At 74.6% G+C, this 25,910-nt stretch carries 26 protein-coding genes; 13 read left to right on the forward strand and 13 right to left on the reverse strand.

All coding sequences use genetic code 11. The features are described 5' to 3' along the window. The first annotated feature begins 109 nt into the window (after nucleotides 1-109). The 3 genes from AA75_RS02435 (at nucleotide 110) to AA75_RS02445 (ending at nucleotide 4,516) form a co-directional block, all read left to right on the forward strand. Complete coding sequence (locus tag AA75_RS02435) at nucleotides 110-1,495, forward strand: glycosyltransferase (RefSeq protein ID WP_233288887.1); 1,386 nt, start codon at nucleotides 110-112, stop codon at nucleotides 1,493-1,495. 100 nt (nucleotides 1,496-1,595) lie between these two features. Next, nucleotides 1,596-3,701 (forward strand): polysaccharide deacetylase family protein, encoded by a 2,106-nt coding sequence (locus AA75_RS02440; protein ID WP_051811647.1) that lies wholly within the window; start codon nucleotides 1,596-1,598, stop codon nucleotides 3,699-3,701. After that, the gene (locus AA75_RS02445; RefSeq protein WP_051811649.1) at nucleotides 3,698-4,516 is read left to right on the forward strand and encodes a hypothetical protein; all 819 of its coding nucleotides are present in this window, start codon (nucleotides 3,698-3,700) and stop codon (nucleotides 4,514-4,516) included. The genes AA75_RS02440 and AA75_RS02445 overlap by 4 nt, the downstream gene beginning before the upstream one ends. Nucleotides 4,517-4,597: 81 nt before the next feature. Here AA75_RS02445 and AA75_RS02450 read toward each other — a convergent pair whose 3' ends face one another. Together AA75_RS02450 and AA75_RS02455 are read right to left on the reverse strand one after the other, a co-directional pair. Next, entirely contained in the window at nucleotides 4,598-5,218 is a 621-nt protein-coding gene (locus AA75_RS02450) for a TetR/AcrR family transcriptional regulator (protein WP_051811651.1), read from the reverse strand. A gap of 132 nt (nucleotides 5,219-5,350) precedes the next feature. Next, entirely contained in the window at nucleotides 5,351-5,959 is a 609-nt protein-coding gene (locus tag AA75_RS02455) for a helix-turn-helix domain-containing protein (protein ID WP_033818015.1), read from the reverse strand. A gap of 78 nt (nucleotides 5,960-6,037) precedes the next feature. On the opposite strand from AA75_RS02455, the gene AA75_RS02460 reads away from it, so the two are divergent. The 5 genes from AA75_RS02460 (at nucleotide 6,038) to AA75_RS02480 (ending at nucleotide 10,015) form a co-directional block, all read left to right on the forward strand. Beyond that, the gene (locus AA75_RS02460) at nucleotides 6,038-7,051 is read left to right on the forward strand and encodes a trans-aconitate 2-methyltransferase (protein ID WP_051811670.1); all 1,014 of its coding nucleotides are present in this window, start codon (nucleotides 6,038-6,040) and stop codon (nucleotides 7,049-7,051) included. 61 nt (nucleotides 7,052-7,112) lie between these two features. After that, nucleotides 7,113-8,567: an MFS transporter gene (locus AA75_RS02465; protein WP_033818016.1), complete on the forward strand. Its 1,455-nt coding sequence runs from the start codon at nucleotides 7,113-7,115 to the stop codon at nucleotides 8,565-8,567. 132 nt (nucleotides 8,568-8,699) lie between these two features. After that, nucleotides 8,700-9,176 (forward strand): SRPBCC domain-containing protein, encoded by a 477-nt coding sequence (locus tag AA75_RS02470; protein WP_033818017.1) that lies wholly within the window; start codon nucleotides 8,700-8,702, stop codon nucleotides 9,174-9,176. After that, nucleotides 9,173-9,553: a metalloregulator ArsR/SmtB family transcription factor gene (locus AA75_RS02475; protein WP_033818018.1), complete on the forward strand. Its 381-nt coding sequence runs from the start codon at nucleotides 9,173-9,175 to the stop codon at nucleotides 9,551-9,553. Before AA75_RS02470 ends, AA75_RS02475 begins: the two co-directional genes overlap by 4 nt. A 24-nt stretch (nucleotides 9,554-9,577) precedes the next feature. Continuing rightward, nucleotides 9,578-10,015 carry an SRPBCC domain-containing protein gene (locus AA75_RS02480; protein WP_033818019.1) on the forward strand — a complete coding sequence of 146 codons (438 nt, stop codon included), beginning with the start codon at nucleotides 9,578-9,580 and terminating at the stop codon, nucleotides 10,013-10,015. A gap of 49 nt (nucleotides 10,016-10,064) precedes the next feature. Here AA75_RS02480 and AA75_RS02485 read toward each other — a convergent pair whose 3' ends face one another. The 5 genes from AA75_RS02485 to AA75_RS02505 all read right to left on the reverse strand — a co-directional run bounded on the left by AA75_RS02485 (nucleotide 10,065) and on the right by AA75_RS02505 (nucleotide 15,587). After that, the gene (locus AA75_RS02485) at nucleotides 10,065-11,198 is read right to left on the reverse strand and encodes an aminotransferase class I/II-fold pyridoxal phosphate-dependent enzyme (protein WP_033818020.1); all 1,134 of its coding nucleotides are present in this window, start codon (nucleotides 11,196-11,198) and stop codon (nucleotides 10,065-10,067) included. Further along, nucleotides 11,195-11,839 carry a transcriptional regulator gene (locus AA75_RS02490; protein ID WP_033818021.1) on the reverse strand — a complete coding sequence of 215 codons (645 nt, stop codon included), beginning with the start codon at nucleotides 11,837-11,839 and terminating at the stop codon, nucleotides 11,195-11,197. The genes AA75_RS02485 and AA75_RS02490 overlap by 4 nt, the downstream gene beginning before the upstream one ends. A gap of 225 nt (nucleotides 11,840-12,064) precedes the next feature. After that, nucleotides 12,065-12,811 (reverse strand): hypothetical protein, encoded by a 747-nt coding sequence (locus AA75_RS02495; protein ID WP_233288886.1) that lies wholly within the window; start codon nucleotides 12,809-12,811, stop codon nucleotides 12,065-12,067. Continuing rightward, nucleotides 12,804-14,645 carry a phosphatidylglycerol lysyltransferase domain-containing protein gene (locus AA75_RS02500; protein ID WP_063794270.1) on the reverse strand — a complete coding sequence of 614 codons (1,842 nt, stop codon included), beginning with the start codon at nucleotides 14,643-14,645 and terminating at the stop codon, nucleotides 12,804-12,806. The genes AA75_RS02495 and AA75_RS02500 overlap by 8 nt, the downstream gene beginning before the upstream one ends. A gap of 180 nt (nucleotides 14,646-14,825) precedes the next feature. After that, on the reverse strand, nucleotides 14,826-15,587 hold the full coding sequence (locus AA75_RS02505) for a DUF6585 family protein (protein ID WP_033818022.1): 762 nt from the start codon (nucleotides 15,585-15,587) through the stop codon (nucleotides 14,826-14,828). Between the two features lie 224 nt (nucleotides 15,588-15,811). Between AA75_RS02505 and AA75_RS02510 the strand changes: the two genes are divergently transcribed. From AA75_RS02510 to AA75_RS02525, 4 genes are all read left to right on the forward strand, one after another. Then, nucleotides 15,812-16,306, forward strand: a complete 495-nt coding sequence (locus tag AA75_RS02510; RefSeq protein WP_051811653.1) for a DUF4383 domain-containing protein — start codon at nucleotides 15,812-15,814, stop codon at nucleotides 16,304-16,306. Nucleotides 16,307-16,361: 55 nt separating this feature from the next. Beyond that, nucleotides 16,362-17,201 carry an alpha/beta fold hydrolase gene (locus tag AA75_RS02515; protein ID WP_033818035.1) on the forward strand — a complete coding sequence of 280 codons (840 nt, stop codon included), beginning with the start codon at nucleotides 16,362-16,364 and terminating at the stop codon, nucleotides 17,199-17,201. Nucleotides 17,202-17,229: 28 nt separating this feature from the next. Next, a complete protein-coding gene (locus AA75_RS02520; protein ID WP_051811655.1) occupies nucleotides 17,230-17,514 on the forward strand; it encodes a hypothetical protein in 285 nt (94 codons plus the stop codon). 217 nt (nucleotides 17,515-17,731) lie between these two features. After that, nucleotides 17,732-18,910 (forward strand): aromatic ring-hydroxylating dioxygenase subunit alpha, encoded by a 1,179-nt coding sequence (locus AA75_RS02525; RefSeq protein ID WP_051811657.1) that lies wholly within the window; start codon nucleotides 17,732-17,734, stop codon nucleotides 18,908-18,910. Between the two features lie 13 nt (nucleotides 18,911-18,923). Here the strand turns inward: AA75_RS02525 and AA75_RS02530 are convergent, their stop codons facing one another. The 6 genes from AA75_RS02530 to AA75_RS02560 form a co-directional block, all read right to left on the reverse strand. Continuing rightward, nucleotides 18,924-19,385: a hypothetical protein gene (locus AA75_RS02530; protein ID WP_051811659.1), complete on the reverse strand. Its 462-nt coding sequence runs from the start codon at nucleotides 19,383-19,385 to the stop codon at nucleotides 18,924-18,926. An 84-nt stretch (nucleotides 19,386-19,469) separates the two neighbouring features. Continuing rightward, complete coding sequence (locus AA75_RS45090) at nucleotides 19,470-20,672, reverse strand: alpha/beta hydrolase (RefSeq protein ID WP_149037900.1); 1,203 nt, start codon at nucleotides 20,670-20,672, stop codon at nucleotides 19,470-19,472. A gap of 397 nt (nucleotides 20,673-21,069) precedes the next feature. Further along, entirely contained in the window at nucleotides 21,070-21,375 is a 306-nt protein-coding gene (locus tag AA75_RS02545) for a hypothetical protein (protein WP_149037896.1), read from the reverse strand. Between the two features lie 244 nt (nucleotides 21,376-21,619). Continuing rightward, complete coding sequence (locus tag AA75_RS02550) at nucleotides 21,620-22,531, reverse strand: SDR family oxidoreductase (protein ID WP_033818024.1); 912 nt, start codon at nucleotides 22,529-22,531, stop codon at nucleotides 21,620-21,622. Continuing rightward, nucleotides 22,528-23,175: a TetR/AcrR family transcriptional regulator gene (locus AA75_RS02555; RefSeq protein ID WP_033818025.1), complete on the reverse strand. Its 648-nt coding sequence runs from the start codon at nucleotides 23,173-23,175 to the stop codon at nucleotides 22,528-22,530. The genes AA75_RS02550 and AA75_RS02555 overlap by 4 nt, the downstream gene beginning before the upstream one ends. A 156-nt stretch (nucleotides 23,176-23,331) precedes the next feature. Beyond that, entirely contained in the window at nucleotides 23,332-25,047 is a 1,716-nt protein-coding gene (locus AA75_RS02560) for a SpoIIE family protein phosphatase (RefSeq protein ID WP_033818026.1), read from the reverse strand. 275 nt (nucleotides 25,048-25,322) lie between these two features. On the opposite strand from AA75_RS02560, the gene AA75_RS02565 reads away from it, so the two are divergent. After that, on the forward strand, nucleotides 25,323-25,799 hold the full coding sequence (locus tag AA75_RS02565; RefSeq protein ID WP_051811668.1) for a nucleoside 2-deoxyribosyltransferase domain-containing protein: 477 nt from the start codon (nucleotides 25,323-25,325) through the stop codon (nucleotides 25,797-25,799). Nucleotides 25,800-25,910: the final 111 nt, after the last annotated feature.

The raw sequence follows: 25,910 nt of genomic DNA on the forward strand, positions 1-25,910 counted from the left end.
GCAGGCCCCCGCCCCCGCCGCGCCCGCCGGCCGCGCCGAACGGCTGCTGCCCCAGCTGCCCCCCGGCGTCCGCGCCCGCGAACGCCGCCCCGGCCCGCTCGGCCGCGCGATGGACCGGATGGACCCGGCGCTGCGCCACGGCGTCCGCCGCGTACTGACCCTGCTGTGCATCCTGCCGCTGCTGCTGATCCTCGCCCGCGAGGCGCCCCGGCTGCCGCAGAGCCCCCTGGTGCTCGGCTACGGGTTCGTGGTGCTGGCCGGCACCATCGCCATGCTGTACATCGCGTACAGCAAGTACGACGACCCCTCGGTGCGCGTCCTGCGCAAGCGCCCGCGCCGGCTGGAGGACTTCCCCGCACTGCCCCCGCTGCCCCGGGTGAGCTTCCTGCTCGCGGTCAAGGACGAGGAGGAGTGCATCGAGGACTGCGTCCGCTCGATGGCCGACTCCCAGTACCCCGACCTGCAGATCATCGTGGTCGACGACCTCTCCGAGGACGGCACCCGCGACGTCCTGCGCCGCCTGGAGCACGAACTCGGCATCACCGTGCTCTACCTGGAGAAGAACCTCGGCAAGAAGCACGCCCTGGTCCGCGCCTGCGAGATCGCCGACGGCGACGTCATCGCCTTCACCGACTCCGACTGCATCCTCGCCCCCGACGCGCTGCGCCGCTGCGTCGACGCCCTGGTCCGCCACCCGGAACTCGGCGCCGTCAGCGGCCACTGCCGCGCCCTGAACGCCCCGGTCTCGATCTTCACCAAGGCCCAGGACGTCTGGTACGAGGGCCAGTTCCGGGTCGCCAAGGCCGCCGAGTCCACCTTCGGCTCGGTCACCTGCGTCTCCGGCCCGCTGGCGGTCTTCCGCCGCGACGCCATCTACAACTACCTCCCGGCCTGGGCCGGCGACCGCTTCCTCGGCGCGCCGTTCCGCTTCGCCACCGACCGCCAGCTGACCGGCTACGTGCTCGGCCAGAAGTGGAAGGGCAAGTCGCTCAAGCGCCAGTACGCCGACTCGCCGTTCGTCACCGAACAGGACTACCCCGAGCGCCAGTGGCGGATCGGCTACGTCGAGTCCGCCCGGGTGTGGACCAACGTGCCGGCCCGGTTCCGGCCGTTCATGAAGCAGCAGATCCGCTGGAAGAAGAGCTTCATCCGCAACCTCTGCTTCACCGGCACCTTCATGTGGCGCCGGGGCCTGGGCCCCGCCCTGCTCTACTACGGCCACGCCCTGTGGGTGGTCGCCGCCCCCGTGATGGCCTTCCGCCACCTGCTCTGGGCACCGATCCACGGCGCCGCCTTCCTGACCATGCTCTACCTGTGCGGCGTCATCCTCAAGGGCTCCGTCTGGGGCCTGGCGTTCAAGGTCGACAACCCCGGCGACCCCCGCTGGCGCTACCGCCCGGTGATGAGCCTGCTCTCCTCGGTGCTGCTCGCCTGGCTGCTGCCCTACTCCCTGCTCACCATCCGACGCGGCGTCTGGTCCAGGAGCGCGACGTGACATCTGCCCTGCGCGCCCTGCTGCGCGCGATCGCCGCGGTGCTCGCCACCGCCACCGTGGTCGCCGTCTACGCGATCGTGCTCTCCCGAGGGAGCCTGCTGTGACCGATCTGTCCACCGCCCCCCGCCGGCGCGGCCTGACCCACTGGGTGGCCCGGCTCGCGCTCGCCGCCGTCGCGCTCACCGTCCTCGCGCTGCCGTTCTACGCCGGCTGGAAGTACTACGTCTTCCGCCGCGACGTCACCCCGCAGGCGGCGCTCGCCGACCCGGTGCGGCTGCCCAAGGCCGAACAGGCCGCCTGGCAGAGCGGCGCCGCCGCGCTGCCCGACACCGCCGCGCCCGTGGTGCTGACCTACCACGACATCAGCCCGAAGAGCGACAGCCAGTACATCGTCACCCCCGACGCATTCGACCAGCAGCTCAGCGCCCTGGAGACGGCCGGCTACCGCACCCTGACCACCGACGAGTTCGTCGACTACCTCAAGGGCGGCCCCGCCCCGCCGCGCTCGGTCTACATCACCTTCGACGACGGCACCAACGGCCTGTGGGTCTACGCCGACCGGATCCTGGCGCGCCACCACATGCACGCCGCCTCGTACCTGATCACCGGCAAGGTCGGCAAGAACCGGCCCTACTACCTGTCCTGGGACGAGATCTCCCGGATGGCCTCCTCCGGCCGCTGGGACTTCCAGGACCACACCCACGACCTGCACTGGCGCGGCGTCGTCGACGACAAGGGCACCGAGGCGTCCGCGCTGGCCAACCGGCTGTGGCTGCCCGACCAGAAGCGCGACGAGACCTCGGACGAGTACGTCGCCCGGATCGGCGCCGACCTCGCCCGCTCGGTCCAGGACTTCGCCGACCACGACCTGCCCAAGCCGCAGATGTTCGCCTACCCGTTCTCCGAGATGAGCGAGCGCGGCAACCTGCCGGTGCCCGGACCGTCCCTCCAGTCCTTGCTGGAGAAGACCTTCGCCGCCACCCTCACCGACGTCAGCCGGCGCCCGCTGCCGGCCGGCCGCCGCGCCGCCGCCGCCCGCCAGGTCCAGCGCCTGGAGGTCTACCAGCACACCACCGCCAAGGACCTGGTCGCCGACGTCGCCCGCTGGACCCTGGTCCCGCCGGTCGCCGAAGCCGCCCTCGACCACGCCGAGCAGTGGACCCGCAGCGACGGCAGCAACGACACCGGCACCGGCGTCCTCACCGGCGCCGGCCCCTACCCCGCCGGCGCGACCTACGTCTCCGCCGACTACCTGCCGATGGCCTCCGCCGACTGGACCGACTACACCGCCACCGCGACCGTCACCGACCTCGCCGACAACACCAACGTCGGCCTGACCGCCCGGGTCGGCAGCCTGGAGCCGATCTCGGTCAGCGTCAGCCGCAACACCGCCGTGCTCTACCGCGGCACCGGCGACAAGCGCGAACAGCTCGCCAGCAAGCCCCTGGTCCCGGCCGCCACCCACACCGTGGAGGTCACCGTCACCGGCACCACCACCCGGTTCACCATCGACGGCCGCACCGAGCTCACCGCCACCGGCACCGCCGTCGGCGGCAACGCCACCGGCGGCATCGCGCTCAACGTCCGCAACGGCGCCGGCGGCAAGTGGCCCGCCTTCTCCAAGGTCGCCGTCAAGCAGACCGCCGCCACCGGCGCCACCGCCGGCCCCAGCCAGCTCGACATCGCGAAGGCCGTCCTGCTCGACCCCGCCGCCAGCTGGGCGTTCGCACCCGGCGAGTCCTCCAGCATGAAGGTCGGCGGCGACGGCCTGTCCCCGCAGGGCCTCGCCCTGTCCGACTACGCCGCGTACGAGCAGCTGCGCACCGCCTCCTGGACCCGCTACACCGTGCGCGGAACCGTCGCCCGGCTGAACACCCCGCAGGTCAGCGGGGCACTGTGGGCCCGGGTCGGCAGCTCGCAGGCGGTCAGCGTCGAGGTCAGCCGACGAGGGGTCAAGGTGCTGTCCGGCAGCGCCGACAACCGCAAGGTGGTCGCCTCCAAGACGCTCGCCGACGCCGACCACCACGACGTCACCATCACCGTCGGCGCCGAGGCCACCTGGATCACCGTCGACGACGCGGTGCACCTGATGCTCCCGGCCAAGGGCGAGACCGGCGGCGTGGCCTACTCCGCCTACCGGGACGTCACCCGGCACGCCTGGCCCACCGTCCGCAACCTCAAGGTGACCCCGGCCGAGGTGAAATGACCGTCCCCGCCACCCCCCACCGGGCGGACGACACCGCCGTCCCCCGCCGAGCGCTGCTGCTCGGCGGGGCGGCGGCGGTGGCCGCCGTCGTGTTCGGCGCCGACTCCGCGCCCGAACCGCTGCGCCCGTTCACCGCCCGGCCGCTGCCCCACGACGGCCTGCTCACCAACGAGTACGCCTTCCGGCACCCGGACGCCCCCGACGCCCACCCCGACCCGGACTGGGTGGTCACCAGCGGCTCGCTGTTCGCCGACGGCGGCGCCCTGTGGACCGGCACCCCGGACGGCCAGAGCCCCGACCCGGCCTCCGCCCGGCACACCGACTCCGCGGTCTTCCGGCTGGTCACCCGCCGCCGGGACTTCGCCGACTGCACGGTCCGCGCCGAGGTGCTGCTGGAGCCGCCCGTCACCACCTCCCGCACCCCCGCGCAGGACTGGGACGGCGGACACCTGTGGCTGCGCTACCGCAGCCCGCAGGAGCTGTACGCCGTGAGCTTCCGCCGCCGCGACGGCGTCGTGGTCGTCAAGCGCAAGACCCCCGACGAACACGGCGCCGCCGACGCCGAAGGCAGCTACGAGACCATCGCCGAAGCCAAGCACGCCATGGAGTACGGCAGTTGGCACAGCGTGGAGGCGAGCGTCGCCGACACCCTGACCGGCGCGGTCCGGCTGCGGCTGGCCGTCGACGGCCGGGTCCTGCTCGACGTCAAGGACCAGGGCGGGGAGCGGATCACCGCGCCCGGCGGCGTGGGCGTACGGGCCGACAACTCGGACCTGCGGATCAGGGCCTTCTCGGTCGGCCCGGCCCGCTTCTGAGGACCGCTCCGGCCCGCCCGGGGACCGGCCCGCACCACTCGGGCGGGCCGGTTTCCGTGCGGGTCAGTCCCTGGGCCTGGGTCAGCCCCCGGCCGTCCCGGCGGCCGCGAGCAGGGCGAGCACGGTGACCTCCATGGTGCGCCGGGCCCGCGCCACGTCCAGGCCGCCGCAGCGCCAGTGGTGCCAGGCGCTCCAGGTGGTGACCGCGTCCAGCCCGTTCAGCAGGTCGGCGCGCGCGCCTTCGGGCAGCCCGGCCAGCTCCTCGGCGAAGACCTCGGCGAGCCGCTGCCGGGCGAACTCCAGCACCTGCCGGATCACCGCCTCCACCCGCGGCGACGGGCTCTCCAGCCGCAGGACCGCCAACCGGGTCGGCGTCAGCCCCTCCAGGATCCGGGACCGCTGCTCGGCCAGCGCCGCCACCCGCTCCGCCCGCGGCCCGGACGTCGGCAGCGGCCTGACCTCGGCCATCAGCCGGTCAAGGCGCCGCTGCACGGCGAGATCGGTGAGCTCCGCCAGGTCGGCGAAGTGGTGGAACAGCAGCCGCCGCGACACCCCGGCCCGCTCGGCCACCCGGTCGGCGGGGAACCGGGTCCGCCCCTCCTCCAGCAGCGCGAGCATCGCGTCCGCGATCCGCTCGCGGGTCTGCCGCCCCCGCTCGGTACGGCCGTCCGGGCTGCCGCCGGGCGGCTCGGCCTGCGTCACTTGGTCCTCCGTCGTCCGCCCGCGGCCCGGACCGCACGCCCGTACCGCCTTCACCGGGGCAAGCCTACGGAGTCCGGACGACGGGCCCCAACCCCGTGCGCACCCCGCCCCGGCTCCAGGGCGGTAGGGCGGTCACCGCGGGCCGCCGTCCGCCTCCCGGCTGCGGGGCCTGGCGCGGACGTGCATCCGCTCGCCCTGCCGCCCGAACAGGCTGAGCAGCTCCACCGGGCGCCCGTCCGCACTGCTGAACCAGTGCGGCACCCGGGTGTCGAACTCGGCGGCCTCGCCGGCACCCAGCACCAGGTCGTGCTCGGCGATGACCAGCCGCAGCCTGCCGTCCAGTACGTACAGCCACTCGTAGCCCTCGTGGGAACGCAGGTCCGGCTCGGTACCCCGGTCGGCGATCACCATCTTGTACGCCTGGAGGGGACCGGCGCCGCGGGACAGCGGGACGACCGACCCGCCGTTCGGCAGGGTGCGCGGGGTCAGCCGGACCCGCGGGTCACCCACCTCCGGCGCCCCGACCAGGTCGTCCAGCGGCACCCGGTAGGCACCGGCGAGCGGCAGCAGCAACTCCAGGCTGGGACGGCGCTGCCCGGACTCCAGCCGGGAGAGCGTGCTCTTGGAGATACCGGTCGTCTCGGAGAGCCCGGCCAGGGTCAGACCGCGCTTGGCACGCAGCGCCTTGAGCCGCGGGCCGACCTCGTCGAGGACCGTGCGGTACTGCTCGGGTTCGTCCATGCGGACATTCCACCCCCGCTGTCCCAGGATTGGCAACAAGAATTGCCGCGCGGCCGGATCCGGGTGCACCCTCCCGACATGAGCACCCATCGCGAGCACGGCCAGCACCAGCACGGACAGCACCAGCAGAGCCAGCACCAGCACGGCCAGCACGACGACGGCCGCCACCGGCACGGGGCCCCGGCGCAGGGCAACGGCCACGGGCACGACCACGGCCGCACCGAGATCGACTGGGAGGTGATGGCCGCCCACCTGGAGCGCAACGCCGAACTCCAGCTCCCGGCCCTGCGCCGGGCGGCGGCCCGGCTGCGGGACCGGCTCGGCCCGGACCGGGAGGTCCGGCGGATCCTCGACATCGGCAGCGGCCCGGGCGTGATGACCTGCGTACTGGCCGAGACCTTCCCGGGCGCCGAGGCGGTCGCCGTGGACGGCGCGCCCGGTCTGCTGGACCGCGCCCTGGCCCGGGCCGAGCGGCTCGGCCTGACCGGCCGGGTGGCCGTCCGGCACGCCGAGCTGCCGGCCGGCCTGGCCGCCGCCGACGTCGACGCCGACGGGCCGGGCACGGCCGACCTGCTCTGGAGCAGCCGGGCCGTGCACCACCTCGGCGACCAGCAGGGCGCGTTGGGCGCGCTCACCGAGCTGCTGCGGCCCGGCGGCCTGCTCGCCGTCGCGGAGGGCGGCCTGCCGATGCGCTACCTCCCGCGCGACATCGGCATCGGCCGCCCCGGCCTCCAGGCCCGGCTCGACGCCGCCCAGGAGCACTGGTACGACCGGATGCGGGCCGAGCTGCCCGGCAGCGTCGCCGTGGTCGAGGACTGGCCGGCGATGCTGCGGAACGCCGGACTCGCCGACGTCGGGAGCTTCACCACCCTGGTGGACCTTCCGGCCCCGCTCGACGGCCCGGCCCGGGAGTTCCTGCTCAGCCATCTGACCCGGCTGCGCGGCGCGGCGGACGACCTGCTGGACGCCGAGGACCTCGGGACGCTCGACCTGCTGATCGACCCGGCGGCGCCGGAGGGCGTCCTGCTGCGGCCCGACGCCTTCCTGCTGTCCGCCGTCACGGTCTTCACCGGAGTGCGCCCGAGCGGCTGACCTGCCCTTTCGCCCGCCCGCTCGCCCACCCGTCGCCCGTCCTCACAGAACGGACCACCCGTTGAAGCCCCTCACGGCCGGACCGGTTCCGGCAGCAGCCCGATCCACCCCGGGGACACCGTCCGCGCGCTGGGCGCTGGCCGGCCTCTCGCTGTCGATGCTGCTGTCCTCGCTCGGCACCAGCATCGCCAACGTCGGACTGCCCGCCCTGGCCCGGGCGTTCACCGCCTCCTTCCAGGACATCCAGTGGATCGTCCTCGCCTACCTGCTGGCCGTCACCACACTGATCGTCAGCGTCGGACGGCTCGGCGACCTCATCGGCCGCCGACGCCTGCTGCTGGCCGGCCTCGCGCTGTTCACGGCGGCCTCGGTGCTGTGCGGCCTCGCGCCCGCGCTCTGGCTGCTGGTCGCGGCCCGGGCCGCCCAGGGCGTGGGCGCGGCCGTGATGATGGCCCTCACCATGGCGTTCGTCGGGGAGATCGTCCCGAAGGAGCGGACCGGCAGCGCGATGGGCCTGCTCGGCACCACCTCCGCGATCGGCACCGCCCTCGGCCCGTCCCTCGGCGGCCTGCTGATCTGGGGGTTCGGCTGGCGGGCGGTCTTCCTCGTCACCGCGCCGCTCGGCGCCGTCGCCCTGCTGCTGGCGTACCGTCACCTGCCCGCCGACCGGCTGCGGCCGGGGGCCGACCGGGCCCGCTTCGACCGGGCGGGGACGCTGCTGCTCGCGCTGACCCTGGCGGCCTACGCGCTGGCGATGACGATCGGGCGCGGCTCCTTCGGTCCGCTCAACCTGGCGCTGCTGCTGGCGGCCGCCGCCGGGGTCGGCGCCTTCGTCCGTACCGAGGCGAGGGCCGCCTCCCCGCTGATCCGGCTGGTCGCCCTGCGCGACCCGGCACTCGGCGCGAGTCTGGCCACCAGCGCACTCGTCTCGACGGTGATGATGGCCACGCTGGTGGTCGGGCCGTTCTACCTCGCCCGCGCACTCGGGCTCGGGCAGGCCGTGGTCGGCCTCGCCCTGTCGGTGGGCCCGCTCGTCGCGGCGCTGACCGGGGTGCCGGCCGGCCGGGTCGTCGACCGCTTCGGGGCCTCCCGGATGACGGTGGCCGGGCTGACCGGGACCGCGGCGGGCTCGCTCCTGCTGGCCGTCCTGCCCCCGACGCTCGGGGTCGCCGGTTACCTGGTGCCCATCGGGCTGGCCACGGCCGGCTACGCGGTGTTCCAGACCGCCAACAACACCGCCGTCATGGCGGACGTCCAGCCGGACCGGCGGGGTGTCGTCTCCGGCATGCTCAACCTGTCGCGCAACCTCGGCCTGATCACCGGGGCGTCGGTGATGGGCGCGGTCTTCGCGTTCGCCTCCGACACCAGGGACGTCACCGCGGCCGCGCCCGGCGCGGTCGCCACCGGGATGCGGGTGACCTTCGCCGTCGCGGCGGTGCTGATCGTGGTCGCGCTCGCCCTCACGGCCGGCAGTCGGGCGCTCGCGCGCCGCACGGCGGACCCGCGCCCCTCCTGACCGGCCCCGGCAGCCGTCCCGGCCTCAGCACCTGTCCCGGCCCCGCCCGTAAGTGCAACTTCTGGTTGCGTATCGGGCGGGGCCGGACTACCGTGATACGCAACCGAACGTTGCGAGAGGTCGGAGACCGGCATGGAGTACGGCAGCATCGAGCGCGAACTGCACATCGACGCCTCGCCCGAGGTGGTGTTCGAGGTGCTCAGCACCCCCGAGCACATCCGGGACTGGTGGAGCGCCGAGACCGCGTTCGAACCGGCGGCCGGTGCGACCGGCAGCCTCACCTGGACCGACCAGGACACCGGGCGGCGGGAGACCGCACCGTTCACGGTCGTCCGGGCGGACCCGCCGCGCACGTTCTCCTTCCGTTGGACGTACGACGAGGGCGAGACCGCCGGTCCGGGCAACTCGCTGCTGGTCACCTTCGAGCTGGTCCCGGCGGGGGAGGGGACCTTGGTCCGCTTCCGTGAGACCGGCTACCGGGAGCGGGGCTGGGAGGCCGCCGTGCTGGAGGCGTACTACAACGACCACCGGCAGGGCTGGGACTTCTACCTGGCGAGGCTGGCCGCCTCCGCCGCCCGGCTCGTGGCCGCGCGACGGGCACCGCGATGAGCACCGCCGTCGACGACGAGCTCTGGTCCGCGATCGGGGACCCGACCCGGCGCCGGATGATCGACCTGCTGCTGAGCGACGGTCAGGGCACCGCGACCACCCTCAGCGCGCACCTGCCGATCACCCGGCAGGCCGTCACCAAGCACCTGGCCGTGCTCGACCGGGTCGGGCTGGTCCGCTCCGCACCGTCCGGCCGGGAGAAGCGCTACCACGTGGACGAGGCGCAACTGGCCCGCGCCGTCGCCCAGCTGAACGCCGTCGGCGAGCTCTGGGACGCCCGACTGCGGCGCATCAAGACCCTCGCCGAGACGATCCAGCGGGCCAGGCACACCGAGAGCAAACCGGAGAACAACCCCGAGAACGACCCTCACGCGTAGGGCCGACGAGCAAGGAGAAGCGACATGGTGGACATCCTGCACCGGGTGGGAATCATCGCACCGCCCGAGAAGGTCTACGAGGCGCTCACGACCGTCGACGGTCTGGCCGCCTGGTGGACGGCCGACACGAGCGGCGACACCGACGGGGTCCTGGCCTTCCGCTTCGGCGAGGTCGGCGGCTTCGACATGAAGGTCCTCGAGCTGCGGCCGGACACGGGCGTGCGGTGGGAGGTGGTCGACGGCCCGGCCGAGTGGATCGGCACCACAGTGAGCTTCGACCTGACCCAGGACGGGCAGTGGACGATCGTGATGTTCGCCCACCGGGGCTGGCGCGAGCCGGTCGAGTTCATGAACCACTGCAGCACCAAGTGGGCGACCTTCCTGATGAGCCTGAAGTCCCTCTTGGAGACTGGGACCGGCGCACCGCATCCGCACGACGTGCCGATCGGCAACTGGCACTGACCGCGGGCGGGAAACCGCACCTGTTCGGCGCCCACCGAGGGGGCCCGGGTCAGCCCCGGGTGCCGAGCCAGTCGGTGAAGGCGGCCAGGGCGGGTTCGGGGTCGCGGCGGCCGAGGCCGATGCGGAAGCGGTCGGCGGGAGTCGCGGTCAGCTCGGAGCGGTAGATGCTCGCCGGCAGCAGCAGGACCCCGGCCTGCTCGACCAGTTCGGTGCAGAACGCCTCCACCCCGTCCGGGCCGAGGTAGCGGGGGTAGGCCACGCAGCCGCCGTCCGGTGCCCGCCAGTCGAACAGCTCGGGGAACCGGGCGAAGAAGGCGTCGAACACCGGCAGGTTGGCGGCGATGACGGCCCGGTTGCGGGCCAGGATCTGCTCGCTGGCCTTGACGGCGATCCGGGCCAGCACCTCGCTCGGGGCCGAGTTGCAGATGGTGGTGTAGTGCTTGGCGCGCTCCAGTCGGGAGCGCAACTCCCGGTCCCGGCAGGTGATCCAGCCGATCCGGAGTCCCGGCAGGCCGAGCGACTTGGAGGTGACGTTCAGCGACAGCGCCCGCTCGGACAGGTCTGCCGCCTGCGGCAGGGTGCGGGCCGGGTCGCGCTCCAGCCCGCGGTAGACCTCGTCGCTGAACAGCCGGATGCCGCGCTCGTCGCACAGCCGGGCCAGCGCGGCGAAGTCCGCCGCGTCGATCACCTTCCCGGTCGGGTTGTTGGGGAAGTTGACCGACACCACCCGCGTGTTCGGCCGGAGCGCCGCGGCCACCTCGTCGAGGTCCAGCGCCCAGTCGCGGGCCGGGTCGAGCGCCACGCCGGTGACCTCGCACAGGGACAGCGGGACGGTCTCGGCGGCCTGGTAGTTGGGCGTCAGGACGACGGCGTGGTCGTCGGGGCCGAGCAGCACCTGCATGGCCAGGTAGAGCGCCTCCTCGGCGCCGGCGAAGCAGATCACGTCGTCGGCCCCGGCCCGGGTGTACATCTGCGCGATGGCCTGCCGCAGGCCCGGGTCGCCGAAGGTCTCGGTGTAGCCGAACGACAGCGTCTCCCAGGCCCGGAGGTCCTCCGGGTCGGCCAGCGCGAGCAGTTCGGGCATGGTCATGGTCTGGGCGTCGGAGGCGGTCAGGTGGTGGCGGGCGGTGAACTCCCAGCGGGAGAAGTAGGTTTCCAGCCGGAAGTCGGGAAGTCGGGTCATCGGGGGTCGCTCCGGTCCTTGAGTTCGGCGAGCAGGGCGTAGACGGTGGAGCGCGAGGCCCCGAGGGCGGTGGCCACGACCGGGACCGCGCGCCGGACGGTGAAGACACCGGCCCGGTCGAGCTCGGCGAGGACGGCGAGCCGGTCCTCGCGGCCGAGGCGTTCCACGGGCCGTCCGCGGGTGCGGACGAAGCCGCCGACGATCTGGTGGACGCGCTCGGTCCAGTCCTGCTCGAACAGCGCTTCCGGGCGGGGCGCGGTGGGGGCGGCGAACCCGGCCAGCAGCGCGGCGGCCCGGTCGAGCGGCGTGCGGTCGAGGTTGACGCAGAGCACCGCCGACGGCTCGCCGTCGGGCCCGCGCAGCACGGCACTGACGGAGGACAGCCGCCGCCCGTCGGCCAGCAGCTTCTCGTAGGGCCCGTAGACGTCGTGCGCCGACGGCTCCAGCCGGTCCAGCTCGCCCAGCAGCGAGGGGTCGCCGGCGGCGCGCCTGGTCATCGGGTTCCAGATCGCCAGGACCCGGTCGCGCCCGGCGTCGTGCAGCACCACCTCGGCGTACGGGCCGAGCAGCAGGGCGACCGCCTGGCACACCGGCGACCACAGCCGCACCCGCGGGTCGGGGGTGCTCTCGTCCAGTTCCATGCCTGGACTGTACGTCCGGACTGGACGAAGTGTCCAGGACCTGATCCGGCCCGGCCCGGTCCGGGCGTGTCGTCGGCGGCCGTGCGTCGTTGACCGGGTGAGCGTCCCCGACCGGGGCGCGGCACGGTGCCCCCGGCACGCACCCGCCCGGCCCCCACCCCGGGGCCGGGCCGCCGGTGGCACTGACGGGGCGGCCGGCACGGCACCGGCCGCCCCTCCGGTGCGTCAGCTGCTCGGGGCGCCGCCGAGGAGGTCGACCAGCCGGTCCCAGACCGTACGCCGGTCGGGCGGGAAGCGGCGCCGGGCCTTCGCCTGCTTGGCCGAGCCGTCGGGGTAGCGCCAGCGCGCCCACGGGGAGTCCGGCTTGGCGATCCTGATCGCGGCCACGGCGGCGACCAGCGGGATCAGTACGCCGATCAGACCGGTGGCGATCTTGCCCTTGAACAGGGCGCACAGCGAGAAGCCGAGGTTGAGCAGCAGCACCACGGCCACGGCCGGCGCGCTGTCCTCGGAACCGATGTCGAAGGGGTTGGCGCCGAGCATCAGCAGCAGCCCGATCGAGGCGGCGATCAGCACGGCGTCCACCGACTTGCGGCCCTCCGAGGACCAGTAGACGTCGTCGAGGTGGAACCAGAGCGCGAACTCGTCCAGGGTGAGCGCCGCCCCCGCGCCGAACAGCGCCGCCAGCACGTACCGCCACGGGGTGGCCGGCTGGTAGGCGAACTCGGCCGCGCCGGCGATCAGCATCAGGAAGATGCCGTACACCTGGTGGTGGATGTGCAGCCCGCCGACCGAGACGTCCCGGAACGGGCCCTTCCCGGCCCGGATCATCCTGGTCACCATCCTGGTGACCAGGAAGGTCACCACGAACGCACCGACCATCCAGCCGATCCCGGAACGCAGCGGCACGCTGGTACCGGTGTCGGCCGCAGCGGCGGCGGACCCGGCGAGCAGGGCCGCGCGGTCAGCCATCGGAGCCGTCCTCCTTGCCGTCCTCCTCGGCCTTGCCGCCCTTGCCCGGCCCGCCGGGTGCCTGCCCGCCCCCGCCCCCGGCCGGTCCGTCCGGCACCGCCGGCGCGGTGTGGCGGCGGCTGAACATGGCGGGCAGGCTCGGCGTCTCCAGGAACCCCTCGGCCCGCGCGGAGGCCAGCGCGATCCGCGGTAGCTCCCCGCCCTTGCGGAAGCACAGGTAGCGCGGCTCCCAGATCGGCCGGTACTTGGCGTTGGCCCGGTACAGCGACTCGATCTGCCACCACCGCGAGAAGAACAACAGCACCGCCCGCCACAGCCGCAGCACCGGCCCCGCACCGAGCCGGGAGCCCCGCTCGAAGACCGCGCGGAACATCGCGAAGTTCAGCGAGATCCGCACGATGCCGAGCCCGTCCGCCGCGTTCACCAGGTCGAGGACCATGAACTCCAGCAGCCCGTTGTCCGCCTCCCGGTCCCGGCGCATCAGGTCCAGCGACAGCCCGTCCCGCCCCCAGGGGGTGAAGCTGAGCAGGGCGCGCAGGGTGCCGTCGCCGTCGGTGCACTCGATCATGACGCACTGTCCGTCCTCGGGATCGCCGAGCCGCCCGAGCGCCATCGAGAAGCCGCGTTCCGTCTCGCCACCCCGCCAGTGGTCGGCCAGCCTGACCAGCGCAGCCATGTCCCGCTCGGCGATGTCGGCGTGCCGGCGGATCCGGGTGGTGTACCCGGCCCGCTGGACCCGGTTGTACGCCTGCCGCAGCCCCCGCATGGCGCGGCCCTCCAGGCTGAACTCGGCGACCTCCAGGATCGCTTCGTCGCCGAGTTCCAGCGCGTCCAGGCCGTGCCGGGCGTAGACCGTCCCCGCCTCCTGGCCGGCGCCGATGACGGCGGGCACCCAGGCGTTGGCCCGGGCCTGGTCCAGCCAGGGCTCGATCGCGCCGGGCCACGCCTCCGGGTCGCCGATCGGGTCGCCCGAGGCCAGCGAGACACCGCCGACCACCCGGTACGCGATGGCGGCCTTGCCGGACGGGGACCAGGCCACCGCCTTGTCACGGCGCAGCGCGAAGTACCCGAGCGAGTCCCGCTCGCCCCACTGCTCCAGCAGGGCGCGCAGCCGGGCCTCGTCGTCGGCGGTCAGCCGTTCGCGGTTCTTGGGCGCCCGGAAGAGGACGTACAGCACCAGCAGGAACACCAGGACGCCCGCCAGGTTCACCACCACGTCCACCCAGCGGGGCACCGCGACGCCCTGGACGTCGACGTCGCCGGAGAGGGTCAGCACCCGGGCCACCGCGTAGCCCAGGTCGCCGCCGGCACTGCCGGTCGGGTCGGTGTCGGTCGCCACCACCAGCGCCGTACCGCCGCCGATCACCACCGCGAGGCCGAGGACGGCGGTGGCCACCGCGAGCTTGGCGTTGCCGGGGGCGCCCCGGCCCTGGAACTGGGAGCGGCCCAGGAACAGCGCCACGGTGACCGCGCAAGTGATCGCGGTGGAGATCCAGTTGACCACGTGCGAGCGGACCACCGGCTGGCTCAGCGTCAGTACGAACACCAGCGACACCAGGACGTACAGGATGATCGCGAACCACCACGCGGCCCGCTTGCCGCGACCCAGCATCACCGCGAGGAACACCGCCAGGGCGAAGGAGGTGAAGCCGGTGGTGAGCGGGAACGGCGGGTACAGGTCGCCGGTGTTCACCTGGTCGAACTGGTTGCGCAGCGGCGCCAGCACCACGGCCAGCAGGATCAGCGCCGCGACGATCCTCAGGTACCCGACCACCAGCCGGGCCGAGACCCGGGCCACCCGGCTGTCGCGCGTCCGCTGCTGGGCCTGTGACATGCGCTGCGCATCGCCTTCCCGGGTCCCCGGTGCCCCGCACGGGCCCGCTCCCCGGGCCCGCGGCCCCGCCGACCCGGGGCACACCTCTGACTCAGCGTCGGGCCGGCGCCCCCACCCCGCGACCGCTGGACCCCGGACGGGCGACGGCTCGCGCCGACCCGTCCGGGGAGCGAGCCGGGATCAGCCGTTCGACCCGTGGTGAGCCGCGCGGAAGTGCTCGGCGACGGTCAGGAAGAGGAAGAAGTTGGGGATCTGCGCGACCGGGGTGTTCGACCACGGCAGCAGCTTGCCGGCCCTGCCCAGGAAGACGGTGCCGTTCTTGATCTCGATCCGCTGGATCTCGTGCCAGTGCGCGGCGCCGCGCTTGGCGCTGACGATGCCCTCGGCCGCCACGGCGAGGTCGCCGAACCGGACGGTCGTCCCGCCCGCCACCGCGGCCGTCACACCGGGCAGCTGGGCCCGGGTGATCTCGTGCTGGACGGCCGCGCCCCAGCGCTCCGGGTCGGCGTAGAAGTTGGTGAGCTTGACCTTGGAGCCGTCCGCCCGGAACAGCGTGTACAGGTACGTGGTCCCCACGTAGACGCCGTTGGCGTACCGCCGGGTGATCTGCTGGAGCACCGTCATCGCGTCCCAGCGGAACGACGCGGTCGGGCCGCTGCGGTCGGCGACGACCAGACCGTGCTCGAACAGGTGGAGACGCTTGGCGGCCTGCTTGCGGGACAGGTTCGGGGTCTGCACGAGCAGCCAGACGAACATCAGACCCGGCAGGACGAAGCACGCCAGTCCGAGGACCGCGAACAGGACCAGCCCGGCCATCCGCCAGAAACCGTGGCGCTGGGGGGCGAAGGTCTCGCGGTGCTGCCCCAGCCCCTCCGCGGCGGCGACGGGCTCGACGGCGGCCGGTATCTGCTCGTGGGTCAGGGGTGCTGCGGCTGTCGCCATGGTGCCTCTTTCATCGCCCCCGGGAGCCGTGGCGCCACGGGCGGGTGGTGCTGGTGCGCGGATCCTACTGAACGCCGGTCACCCCTCCCACCTGGGGTGCCGTCCCGTTCCCGGCAGCCTGAGCGGCCGTGCGGTGCGCAAACGCTGCAAGTGCCGATTCGGGCGCGCGGTGCGGATCCTGATACCGGAGGCGTTCGCCTCCCGGAGCGGACGGGAGCGGGGTCATGGACTTTCGGGACGAGCTACCGGTCGACCACCGGCTGGCCCGGGTCTACCGGCTCGGCGGCGGACTCTGCGGCGCCGCCTTGCTGGTGTTCGGCTGCCTGGGCCTGGCCGACGGACTGGCCTTCTTCGACACCCGCGGCCAGCAGGTCGCGGGCCTGTCCAGCAACGGACTGCTCAGCCTGGTGTCGATCGTCACCGCCGTGGTGCTCATCGCCGGCGCGTCGATCGGCGGCAACACCGCCTCCACCGTCAACATCGCCGTCGGCGGGCTGTTCGTGCTGAGCGGCTTCGTCAACCTCACCCTGCTGGACTCCGGCGCCAACCTGCTGGCCTTCCGCATCCCCAACGTGGTCTTCAGCTTCGTGGCGGGATTCGCCATCGCCACCTTCGGCATGTACGGCCGGGTCAGCACCAAGCTGCCGCACGACAACCCGTACTGGCGCCACCGCCACCAGCAGCCGGACACCGGACCGGCGCAGCACGTACCGCGGTGACACCCCCGCCGTGCCCGGCCGCGGGCTGTCGGTGGCACGCCCTACCCTCTCCACCATGACCACGGAGTTCGAGCTCGACCTCGGCGGCGGCCGCACCCTGCACCTGTACGACACCGGACCCGGCCGCGGCGGACGGTTGCCCGTGATCTGGCACCACGGCACCCCGAACGTCGGCGCACCGCCCGAGCCTCTGTTCGCCGCCGCCGACCGGCTCGGGCTGCGCTGGGTGTCCTACGACCGGCCCGGGTACGGCGGATCGGCGCCCGCACCCGGCCGGGACATCGCCTCCGGCGCCGCCTGCGCCGCGGCCGTCGCCGATGCCCTGGGCATCGAACGGTTCGCCGTGGTGGGCCACTCCGGCGGCGCGCCGCACGCCCTGGCCTGCGCCGCGCTGCTGCCCGACCGGGTGGTCGGCACGGTCGCCATCGCCTCGCTGGCGCCGTACGACGCCGACGCCCTGGACTGGTACGCCGGGATGACGGACTCCGGCGTCGCCTCGCTGCGCGCCGCGGCCGCCGGCCGGGAGGCGAAGGAGCGGCACGAAGCCTCCGGAGCCGAGTACGACCCGGAGTTCACCCCGGCCGACCTCGCCGCGCTGGCCGGCCCGTGGTCCTGGTTCGGGAAGGTCGTCGGCCCGGCCGTGGCAGCCGGCCCCGGCGGGCTGATCGACGACGACCTGGCCTACGTCCGCCCGTGGGGCTTCGACCCGGCCCGGGTGACGGCCCCGATCCTGCTGCACGGCGGCCGCGACCGGGTGGTGCCCGCCTCGCACAGCGAGTGGCTGGCACGCCACTGCCCCGGCGCCGAACTGCGGCTCACCCCCGAGGACGGTCACATCTCGGTGCTCACAGGCGCCGCCGACGCCCTCGCCCTGCTCCGCGAACGCGCCACCTGAGGCCCACGGACCGGGAGATACTCGCGTGATGGACACCTACCACGGCACCGGGACCCTCGAGTGGTGGGCCAACCGCTCGACCTGCCTCGGCGGGTACGAGGTGGACCTCGACATCCGCGTGGACGAGGGCGGTTGGACCTGCGCGGCGGCACTCCCCGCCGCGCTGACGGAGGACGAGCGGGAAGGGTTCGCCTTCCTGATGGCGCTCGATCCGGTCTTCACCCTGCGCCTCGAGGACGGGAGCAGCATCCTGGTCGACGTCGAGGCGGACGGTGACGCCCGACGCCTCGGCCTCAGCGTCTGCGCGGGCTGACCGGCCCCGACCGGGCCCGGGCCCGCCGCGGTTGCCGATTCAGCTGCCCGCGTCCACCGTGGGGAAGTGGAGTCCTGCCGCGGCCGGCGGTCCAGCCCCGGCCTCCGGGACGCCGGACGCGATGCCGCCGAGGCGGCTCGGCGTGGGACGCGTAACCCCCGGAAGCCCGACGCCCCGGCGGCCGCGCCCTCCCGGCCCGAGCGCAAGGGAGCAGCACATGACCGACGCCCGACCCGGAACGGACCGTCACAGCACCGACCGGCCGGCGGCCGACCGTCGCGCGGCCGTCGCCGACCTGCGGCGGATCGGGATCAACCGGGACCACTGGTACCCGGTCGCCCGGTCTCGGAACGTGCCGAAGGAGCGGACCTTCGCCGCCGTCTTCGCCGGCGAGCGGATCGCCCTGTACCGCGGCCGGAGCGGACGGGTGTACGCCCTGGAGGACCGCTGCGCGCACCGCCAGGTCCCGCTGAGCATGGGCGTGGTGGAGGGCGACGCGCTGCGCTGCTGCTACCACGCCTGGGCCTACCGCGGGAACGGCCACATCTCGCAGATCCCGTACCTGCCCAAGGGGTGCGAGCGGCCGCCGCGCGGGGTCGCGAGCTATCCGGTCCGGGAGGCGTACGGCCTGGTGTTCGTCTTCCCCGGCGATCCGGACAAGGCCGAGTCGGCGCCGTTCCCGGTACTGCCGGAGTTCGCCGCCGCGTCCCACCGGACCATGACCTTCTCCCGCACCGTGCGGTGCCACTACTCGTTCATGCACGAGAACCTGCTCGACATGAACCACCAGTTCCTGCACCGCGGCGTGCTGGGCCGGATCCAGCCCGAACTGCTGGGGTACGAGAGCGGCCCGCGGTTCGTCGAGGCCCGCTACCTGTTCGTCCCCGCCGGGGGGAGGAAGGACCGCGGCGCCGGTCTGCTGTCCGCCGAGGGGATCGGCGGCAAGGACCGGCCCGACGTGGTCACCATCCGCACCGAGTACCCGTACCAGACGCTGCGGGACGTGCCCGAGGGCGCCGAGCTCCCGGCGTTCTCGCTCTGGGCGGCCTACGTGCCCGAGGACGCCGAGCAGCGCACCAACCACGCCTACGGCCTGCTGATGATCGCGAAGCCGCCGGTCCCCGGCGTGCTCCACCTGGCGTGGCCGCTCATCCGGCGCTTCACGGAACGCGTCTTCGCCCAGGACCGGATGGCCGTCGAGGCCGAACAGCGGGCCTGGGACGAGCAGGGCGAGGACCGCAACCACGAGGTGTTCCCGCTGATCCTGGACGTCCGGGAGGTGCTGCGCTCCAACGGCGTGCCGCTCGACCCGCCGGCCGGCGCCCCCGCTGCGCCCGGCAGCGGCGGGCGCCCCGGCGCGGTCGCGGAGGCCAACGGCTCCACCGGCCGGGGCTGACCCCGGCGGACCGTCAGCCGGACCCCGGCGCCGGGGGCATCAGACACCGGGTGACGACCCGGAACAGCAGCCGCCCGGCGCCGACCGTCGACTCCACGCCGACCAGGTAGCGGCCCTCGGCCCGGAAGGCGTCGAGCAGTGCATCGGGACGGCCCGCCAGCGTCTCCCGGTAGCCGCCGACCTCGAACCCCTCCTGCTCCAGGGCGGCCCGGATCCTGCGGACGGCCTCCGGATGCCGGGCCGCCGGGACATCGCTGTACACCGCGTACGACAGCGTGTACCGGCCGTCGGCCGCCACCTCACCGCCCCGGCCGACACACGGCCGGAACGACGGGCCCGCCGACCCCGGGGCCAGCGCCACGCCCGCCGACCGGGCCAGGTACTCGGTCAGTTGCCTGGCCCAGCCGGCGGCATCCTGACGGTCCATCACCGGCAACGGCTCGAACGGGCCGGCCGGCGGGGCGGGGTGGGACATACGGCCTCCGAGGAGATGGGAACGCGGCAGCAGCGGGCGCGGCCGCGACGGAACGACCGGACCGGGACGGGACCGCCGCAGCGGCTAACCCGCCACCGTCGCCGGCTGCTTGCCGGCGATGATGCGGCCCTGGTTGAGCAGGCTCTGACTGTCCGGATCCCAGTAACCGCTGTGCCCGGACGTGTCGGTGGCGATCACCGTGCCACCGAAGGGCGCCGCCATCGGATCCGCCCCGAGGGTCCGCCCGGCGGCCAGCCGGATCGGATCGTTCCCGGCGGCACCGACCCAGACGTGCCCGGGAGCCGCGTGCAGGTCCGAGGCGTGGGCGGTGGTCATCCCGGGGCTGGCGATGGCCACCAGGTCGTCGGCGTCCAGGCCCTCGCCGCCCGCGGCGGCGGCCCCGACGGCGGTGGTGCCGTAACTGTGCCCGATCACCGTCAGATGGCTGCGGTTGCCGCCCTGCGCCACCCGGGTGCCCCGGGTGAAGCGCCGCATCGCCTCGGCGCCGTCCTCGGCCCGGCCGCGGCCGGCGACCCCCAGGCTCTCCGGCGGGATCTCGGGCGCGTCGTACCCCAGCCAGGAGATCACCGACACGCTCCGGCCGGGCGCCACCGCGCATGCCGCCTGCTGCAGCCGGCCGATCCGCTCCAGCTGTCCCGGCATCCGGGCCAGCGTGGTGCCCGTGCCCGGCACCAGCACGGCGGTGTGCTGCGCGGTGTCAGGGTCGCCCAGCGCGACGATCGCCCGCCCGTCCCCGGCCGGTTCCAGGCCCAGCAGGAACAGCCGTGCGCCGACGGGCCGCCGTCTCGGCGGTCGAGACGCTCCTTCAGCACCCGCAGGGCGTTCTGCCGCTCGTCGTACTGCCCGTACGTCAGGCCCGAGCCGCGCGGGCTCCCCGCCCTGAGGGCGTCCAACTGCTGCTCCAGGACCAGCCGGTTGGCCCGGTCGCGGACGGCGGCGGGCAGGCCGTCGAGCCGGCCCACCTCGGCGGGGTGCAGGGCCAGGTGGGCGCGCTGCTGCTCGGGCGTCAGCGACCGCCACCAGTCGGCGGACCGCTGCGGATCCGTGTTGCCGGGCAGGTACTCGCCCAGGCCGAGCGCCGCGAACACCTCCCCGGCATCCCGCGCGGCCTCGGCCGCCCGGCCGAACACCCCGGGCCGGGTGAGGATGCCGCCCTCCAGCCCTTCGAGCGCGCGGGCACCCCGGTCGCTGGCCTCGCGGGCGGCGGCGAGCGCCGCGTCGATCCGCTGCTGGACCTGGCCGCGCAGCACCCCGAGCCGTTGCCACCGCTCCCGGGCGTCCGGGTCGTGCCGGTCGCCGGGCTCGGCGGACGGCAGGCCCACCAGGCCGTCACCGGTGACCGGCAGGTCCCACTCGTCGGCCCGGCGCAGCGCGTTGAGCAGATCGGTCCTGGCCTGGTCCATCCGCTCGGCGACGGTGTCCAGGGTGAGCGCGGCGGCCTCGCACTCGACCCGCAGGACGTCGAGGAACTCCTCGCTCTGCTCCATCGCGTAGAACGCGGCGTCCGCGTCGCGCCCCGACCAGCTCTGCCGCAGCGGACCGTTGACCTGGCTACGGTGCCGGGAGCCGGCGGCGTCGCCGTGGGCCGACAGCCGCCGCCAGGCCTGCGCGGCCTCCCGCACACCGTCCGGGTCGAAGGACCGCAGCTGCGGGAAGAGCGCGTTCACCGGCCGGCCCGCAGGAACTCCCCGGCCACCGCCCGGTCGGTACCGCGGTGCTGCCGGGCGGCGCGGTCCAGGTTCGCGGCGGTCTCGCAGAACCGCTGCCGCAGGCCGTCCAGGGCGGGCGCCCAACCGTCCGCCATCCGTTCCAGCGCACCTCCGACGGACCACGCGGCCAGCGGCGCGGCCGCCGCCCGGCTCGCCGCGATGGCACCCTCGGCCGGCGCCCGGAACTCCTCGGCGAGCGCGTCCGCCACCCGCGCCGACGCCGCCAGCTCGTCCGGCCGAACCCACATCACATCGCCCACGGCACACCCCTTCGGCCGGTCCTTGCGGTACGGAGGACTCGGACCCTAGCGAAGCCGCGGCGGCGCGGCGTCGACCCCGCGGTGGCGCGAACCGGGCCTCGGAGGGTGGCAGTTGGTGCGCCGGGGCCGCCACGGACAGGGCCGGCGGGCTCCCCGGACGGCGGAGCGGCGGCCGCCCGCTTTCGCCCGAAAGGGTGAGGGCCGGAGCGCGGGCAGGACAGGGGTGGGGGTGGGCCGGCGACCGTCAGAGCGGCTCCCCGAGCGGGCCGTGCCGGTCCTCCAGCGCCTCGGCCCAGTGCGCGGCGAAGTCCGGCTGCGAGCCGTCCGCATCGGTGAACCCGTACTCCCGGTACAGGCCCCAAGTGGCCAGCGCGCGGCCGGTCCTGGCCATCACCTCGGGGTCCGCGGCCAGCGCCGCGACCGCCCGGCCCAGATAGGCGGGGGACTCCGAATGGGCGAAGTCCGGATCCGCGGCGATCCCGTCCCGCCAGGTGGCCTCGGTGACACCGAAGTGCTCCAGCATCGCCTCCGAACGCAGGAACCCCGGGGTCAGCGCCACCGCCGCCACCCCGAACGGCCGCAGCTCGGCGGCCTGCGCGACGGCGAGCCGGATCACCGCCGACTTCGCGAGGTCGTAGAAGAACGAGCCCCGGTAGCGAGCCGTGTTGCCGTCCGTCACCTCGACGACCAGACCGCTCCGCCGCGCCACCAACAGCGGAAGGGCGAACCGGCTGGTGATCACATGGGTCTCCACCGCCTGCCGCAGCAGCCGCAGGCCGGTCTCCAGGTCCTGCTCCCACAGCGGGTGTTCCCAGTCGGTCAGCGGATCACCACCCCAGACCGAGTTCACCAGCACGTCCAGCCGGCCGTCCTGATCGGCGGCGATCCGGCCGACCAGCGCCTCGACCTCGGCCGGGCTGCTGTGGTCGCAGCGGACCGCGATGCCGGTGCCGCCCGCCGCCGAAACCAGTGCGGCGGTCTCCTCGACGGTCTCGGGCCGGCCGAGTTCGGAGCGCAGCGCGCCGCTGCTGCGCCCGGTGACGTACACCGTCGCGCCGGCGGCGCCGAGTTCCACGGCGATGCCGCGGCCGCCGCCGCGGGTGCCGCCCGCGACCAGGGCCACCCGGCCGGCAAGGGGGCGGTTGTCGTCGGTCATGGTTCCTCCGGGTTCCGGTGGTGAGGGTGCGTCGGGTCGGCTGCCGGGTGCGGTCCGGGTGTCAGATGCGGGGCCAGGACGGTGTCGAGCTCCCGCCGGACCCGCTGCGCGAGGGTGCCGTGGCGCTCCAGCGCCCAGGCCAGACCCGCGCCCGCGGTGGCCGCCTGTACGGAGCCGGTCAGCGCGGCGAGGTCCGTCCCGGGCCGCAGTTCGCCGATGGTGACGGCCTCGGCGAGCAGGGCGCCGATGGCCCGGCCCTGGGCCCGGTGGACGGCGAGGGCGTGCCGGTGGAGTTCGGGGTCGGTCAGGTCCAGGCACAGGAAGGCCAGGTGGTTGGCGAAGCGCTCGGGGGTGGTCATCGGGGCCATCGACTCCGCCACCAGGGCCGCCAGCGCGTCGAGCGCCGAGCCGTGCCGCTCCCTGACCCGCTGCGGCAGCGTGTCGGCCTCCTGTACGGACCGTTCGGCGAGCGCCAGCAGCAGCCCTCGCTTGGACCCGAACCGCTGGACGAGCGTGCCGGGCACCAGCCCGACCTCCCGGGCCACCGCCGCCAGGGTCAGCCCTGCCGGGCCGACCCGGCCCATCACCTCGGCCGTCGCCCGCAGGATCGCGGCGTCCTCGACCCCTCGGGGGCGTCCGGCCACCGTGTCCTCCCGGATTAGTAAATGAACGTTCATTTATTAAACCGCGCGGGGCGGGACTGCGGCAACCGGAGCTGGAGCTGGAGCCGGAGCCGGGACTCGGAGCGGGACAGGCCACCGGCCGGACCGCCATACGGGCCTCCGTACGGCGGCCGGGGGTCAGCGGGTGCGGGGGCGGGCCGCCAGCAGGGCGGTGTCGTCCTCGGCGGGGGGGGCGGCCAGCGAGTGCAGCACGGTGTCCAGGAGCTCCTCCAGGTCACCGGTGGCGGGCAGCGGGAGGGCGGCGAGGCGGGCGAGGGAGGTGTCGATGTCCTCGCCGCGGCGCTCGACCAGGCCGTCCGTGTAGAGCAGCAGGGTCTGGTCGGCGGTGAGCGGGCGGCGGGCCTGCTCGTAGTCGCACAGCCCGGTGCCCAGCGGGGGACCGGTGGGCAGCTGGACCAGTTCGGTCGGCCGGTCCGGGGAGATCAGGGCGGGCGGCAGGTGTCCGGCGTTGGCGAAGGTCCAGCGGTGACGGGCCGGGTCGGCGAGGGCGAGCAGGCAGGTGGCGGGCCGGGCCGACTCGTTCTCGGAGATGAGCGTGTCGAGCTGGCGCAGGATCCGGTGCGGTGGCAGGTCCATCCCCGCCGTGTAGCGCAGCATCGAACGGTAGGTGCTCATGTCGACGGCGGCCTCGACCCCGTGGCCCATGACGTCGCCGCTGACCAGCAGCGTGCGGCCGAACGGCAGCCGGACGGTCTCGTACCAGTCGCCGCCGACGACGGTGTGACTGCCCGACGGCAGGTAGCGGGTGGCGAGTTGCAGGTTGGGGTGTGGGTTGGCCGGCTCGGCCAGCAGGGCGCGCTGCAGGTCGAGGGCGACGTGCTGGGACCTGGTGTAGCGCTGCGCGTTGTCGATGGCGAGCGCCGCATGGCCGGCCAGATCGCCGAGCACGGCGGGCGGGCCGCCGTCGGGGCCGCCGTCGAGTCCGAGGCCGGGGACCGGTTCGGTGGGCCGCCCCGGGCCGGGGAGCCTGGCCAGGTGCAGGACCCCGAGGGTGCGGCCGCGCGCGAGCAGCGGTACCACCATCAGACGCTCCGCGCCCGCGGCCCGGAAGGCCGCCGGATCGGCGCCCCGCGGGGCGCCCGCCGCGCCGGCCTGCGCAGGGGCAACGGGGAGCAGGTCGAGGGTGACCGCCCGGCCGGTGGCGAGCGCCTCGGCGGTGGGGGAGCCGGGCCGGTGGCGGACGTTCTCGCCGGGCTGGGCCAACGGCGCGGTGACGGCCCCGCGCCGGGTGTCGGCCGTCAGTGCGGCGCGGTGCAGCCGTATCCGGCCGCCGGCCCCGGACGCGCCGTGGCCGCCCGGCAGGAGGTCGATGGCGGCGATGTCGGCCAGACCGTGGCGGATCGCGAACTCCGCGAGTTCGACGCAGGTGGTGTCGGCGTCGAGCGTGGTGCCGATCTCCTCGTCGGCCGCCCTGGCCACCGCCAGCCGTACGGTGGCGGCGTCCGGCTCCCGGGTCGCAGGGCCCGTCCCGGTCTCGGCCCCGGCCCCGAGGAGGGTGGCGACCACCCCGGCGGGACGGCCCCCGAGGTCGATGCGCCGGCACGACAGACGCAGGCCGGGCTGCCGCAGCGCGGTCGGGGGCAGCGGGTCGCTGACGGTCTCGCCGCCCCGCTCGTCGGCCAGCGCCCGGGCCACGGCCGGTCCGGCGGCCGCGAGCGCGGAGGCCGCAACCGGGCGGCCGGACAGCTCCTCGGCCCGTACGCCGGTGGCGCGCTCGAAGGCGGGGTTGGCGTGGAGCCAGTGGAGGCGGGCGTCGGCGACCGCGATGCCGGCGGGGGTGCCGTCGAGGACGGCGGACAGCAGCTCCAGACCGGCCTCGGTCGCGGCGGCCACGGCTCCCACAGCTCCTACGGCTGCCGCACGGTCGGGTTCAGCCCCTGGTGCCTCATCGTGCACCTGGTCCCCTCTCGTTCCGCTCTCCTTCCGGCCGGACGCCACCTCGGTGGGCCCGTCCATGATCACGCTATCGGGTCGGGCCGGTCTCCACACCCCCGATGCACGGGGTTCGCGGCGGGGAGCGGAACGGATGCGGGCGGTGCCCGGCGCCGATGCGGGGGAATTGCGCGAAGGCGGTTCCCCGGGACACCGCCGGGCAGGATGGTGGCTCCATGACGACGCACTACCTCGAAGCCCCCGCCGACCACCTCCCGGACCCGGACGGGCCGCCGACCGTGTTCCTGGCGGGTGGGATCACCGGCTGTCCCGACTGGCAGGCGGATGCCGCCGAGGAACTCCTCGCCGCCGATCTGGCCGTGTTCAACCCGCGCCGGGCCGACTTCCCGGTCGGCGACCCGGCCGAGGGGCCGCGCCAGATCGCGTGGGAGCACCGGTACCTGCACCGGGCCGACCTGACGCTGTTCTGGTTCTGCGCGGAGCAGGTCCAGCCGATCGCGCTGCTGGAGCTCGGCGCCGCGCTGGGCGAGCGCAGAGCGATCGTGGTCGGCACCGACCCGGCGTACCCGCGCCGCCTGGACGTGGTCGAGCAGGTACGCCTGGCGGCCCCGGCGGTCCCGGTGCACGCCTCGCTGAAGGAGACCCTGGCCGCCGCCATCACCGCTGCCCGGCCGGCTGCCCGGCCGAGCTGAGGACCCGGGCCGCGGCGCCCGTCGGCCACCTACGTGCCCGTCAGCGTACGTAGCTGCCCGGCATCGACGAGCCGGCCGTCCACGGCGCCGCGGCCGGCCGGGTCGAACACG

This window comes from Kitasatospora sp. MBT63 (assembly GCF_000710465.2).
GTDB lineage: Bacteria > Actinomycetota > Actinomycetes > Streptomycetales > Streptomycetaceae > Kitasatospora.

What these genes read in the sequence shown, in the direction of transcription:
- AA75_RS02435 (WP_233288887.1), top strand. Translation starts at nt 110, where the DNA reads ATGGACCGGATGGACCCGGCGCTGCGCCACGGCGTCCGCCGCGTACTG.
- AA75_RS02445 (WP_051811649.1), top strand. Translation starts at nt 3,698, where the DNA reads ATGACCGTCCCCGCCACCCCCCACCGGGCGGACGACACCGCCGTCCCC.
- AA75_RS02455 (WP_033818015.1), bottom strand. Translation starts at nt 5,959, where the DNA reads ATGGACGAACCCGAGCAGTACCGCACGGTCCTCGACGAGGTCGGCCCG.
- AA75_RS02460 (WP_051811670.1), top strand. Translation starts at nt 6,038, where the DNA reads ATGAGCACCCATCGCGAGCACGGCCAGCACCAGCACGGACAGCACCAG.
- AA75_RS02470 (WP_033818017.1), top strand. Translation starts at nt 8,700, where the DNA reads ATGGAGTACGGCAGCATCGAGCGCGAACTGCACATCGACGCCTCGCCC.
- AA75_RS02475 (WP_033818018.1), top strand. Translation starts at nt 9,173, where the DNA reads ATGAGCACCGCCGTCGACGACGAGCTCTGGTCCGCGATCGGGGACCCG.
- AA75_RS02480 (WP_033818019.1), top strand. Translation starts at nt 9,578, where the DNA reads ATGGTGGACATCCTGCACCGGGTGGGAATCATCGCACCGCCCGAGAAG.
- AA75_RS02485 (WP_033818020.1), bottom strand. Translation starts at nt 11,198, where the DNA reads ATGACCCGACTTCCCGACTTCCGGCTGGAAACCTACTTCTCCCGCTGG.
- AA75_RS02490 (WP_033818021.1), bottom strand. Translation starts at nt 11,839, where the DNA reads ATGGAACTGGACGAGAGCACCCCCGACCCGCGGGTGCGGCTGTGGTCG.
- AA75_RS02495 (WP_233288886.1), bottom strand. Translation starts at nt 12,811, where the DNA reads ATGGCTGACCGCGCGGCCCTGCTCGCCGGGTCCGCCGCCGCTGCGGCC.
- AA75_RS02500 (WP_063794270.1), bottom strand. Translation starts at nt 14,645, where the DNA reads ATGTCACAGGCCCAGCAGCGGACGCGCGACAGCCGGGTGGCCCGGGTC.
- AA75_RS02505 (WP_033818022.1), bottom strand. Translation starts at nt 15,587, where the DNA reads ATGGCGACAGCCGCAGCACCCCTGACCCACGAGCAGATACCGGCCGCC.
- AA75_RS02510 (WP_051811653.1), top strand. Translation starts at nt 15,812, where the DNA reads ATGGACTTTCGGGACGAGCTACCGGTCGACCACCGGCTGGCCCGGGTC.
- AA75_RS02515 (WP_033818035.1), top strand. Translation starts at nt 16,362, where the DNA reads ATGACCACGGAGTTCGAGCTCGACCTCGGCGGCGGCCGCACCCTGCAC.
- AA75_RS02520 (WP_051811655.1), top strand. Translation starts at nt 17,230, where the DNA reads ATGGACACCTACCACGGCACCGGGACCCTCGAGTGGTGGGCCAACCGC.
- AA75_RS02525 (WP_051811657.1), top strand. Translation starts at nt 17,732, where the DNA reads ATGACCGACGCCCGACCCGGAACGGACCGTCACAGCACCGACCGGCCG.
- AA75_RS02530 (WP_051811659.1), bottom strand. Translation starts at nt 19,385, where the DNA reads ATGTCCCACCCCGCCCCGCCGGCCGGCCCGTTCGAGCCGTTGCCGGTG.
- AA75_RS02550 (WP_033818024.1), bottom strand. Translation starts at nt 22,531, where the DNA reads ATGACCGACGACAACCGCCCCCTTGCCGGCCGGGTGGCCCTGGTCGCG.
- AA75_RS02565 (WP_051811668.1), top strand. Translation starts at nt 25,323, where the DNA reads ATGACGACGCACTACCTCGAAGCCCCCGCCGACCACCTCCCGGACCCG.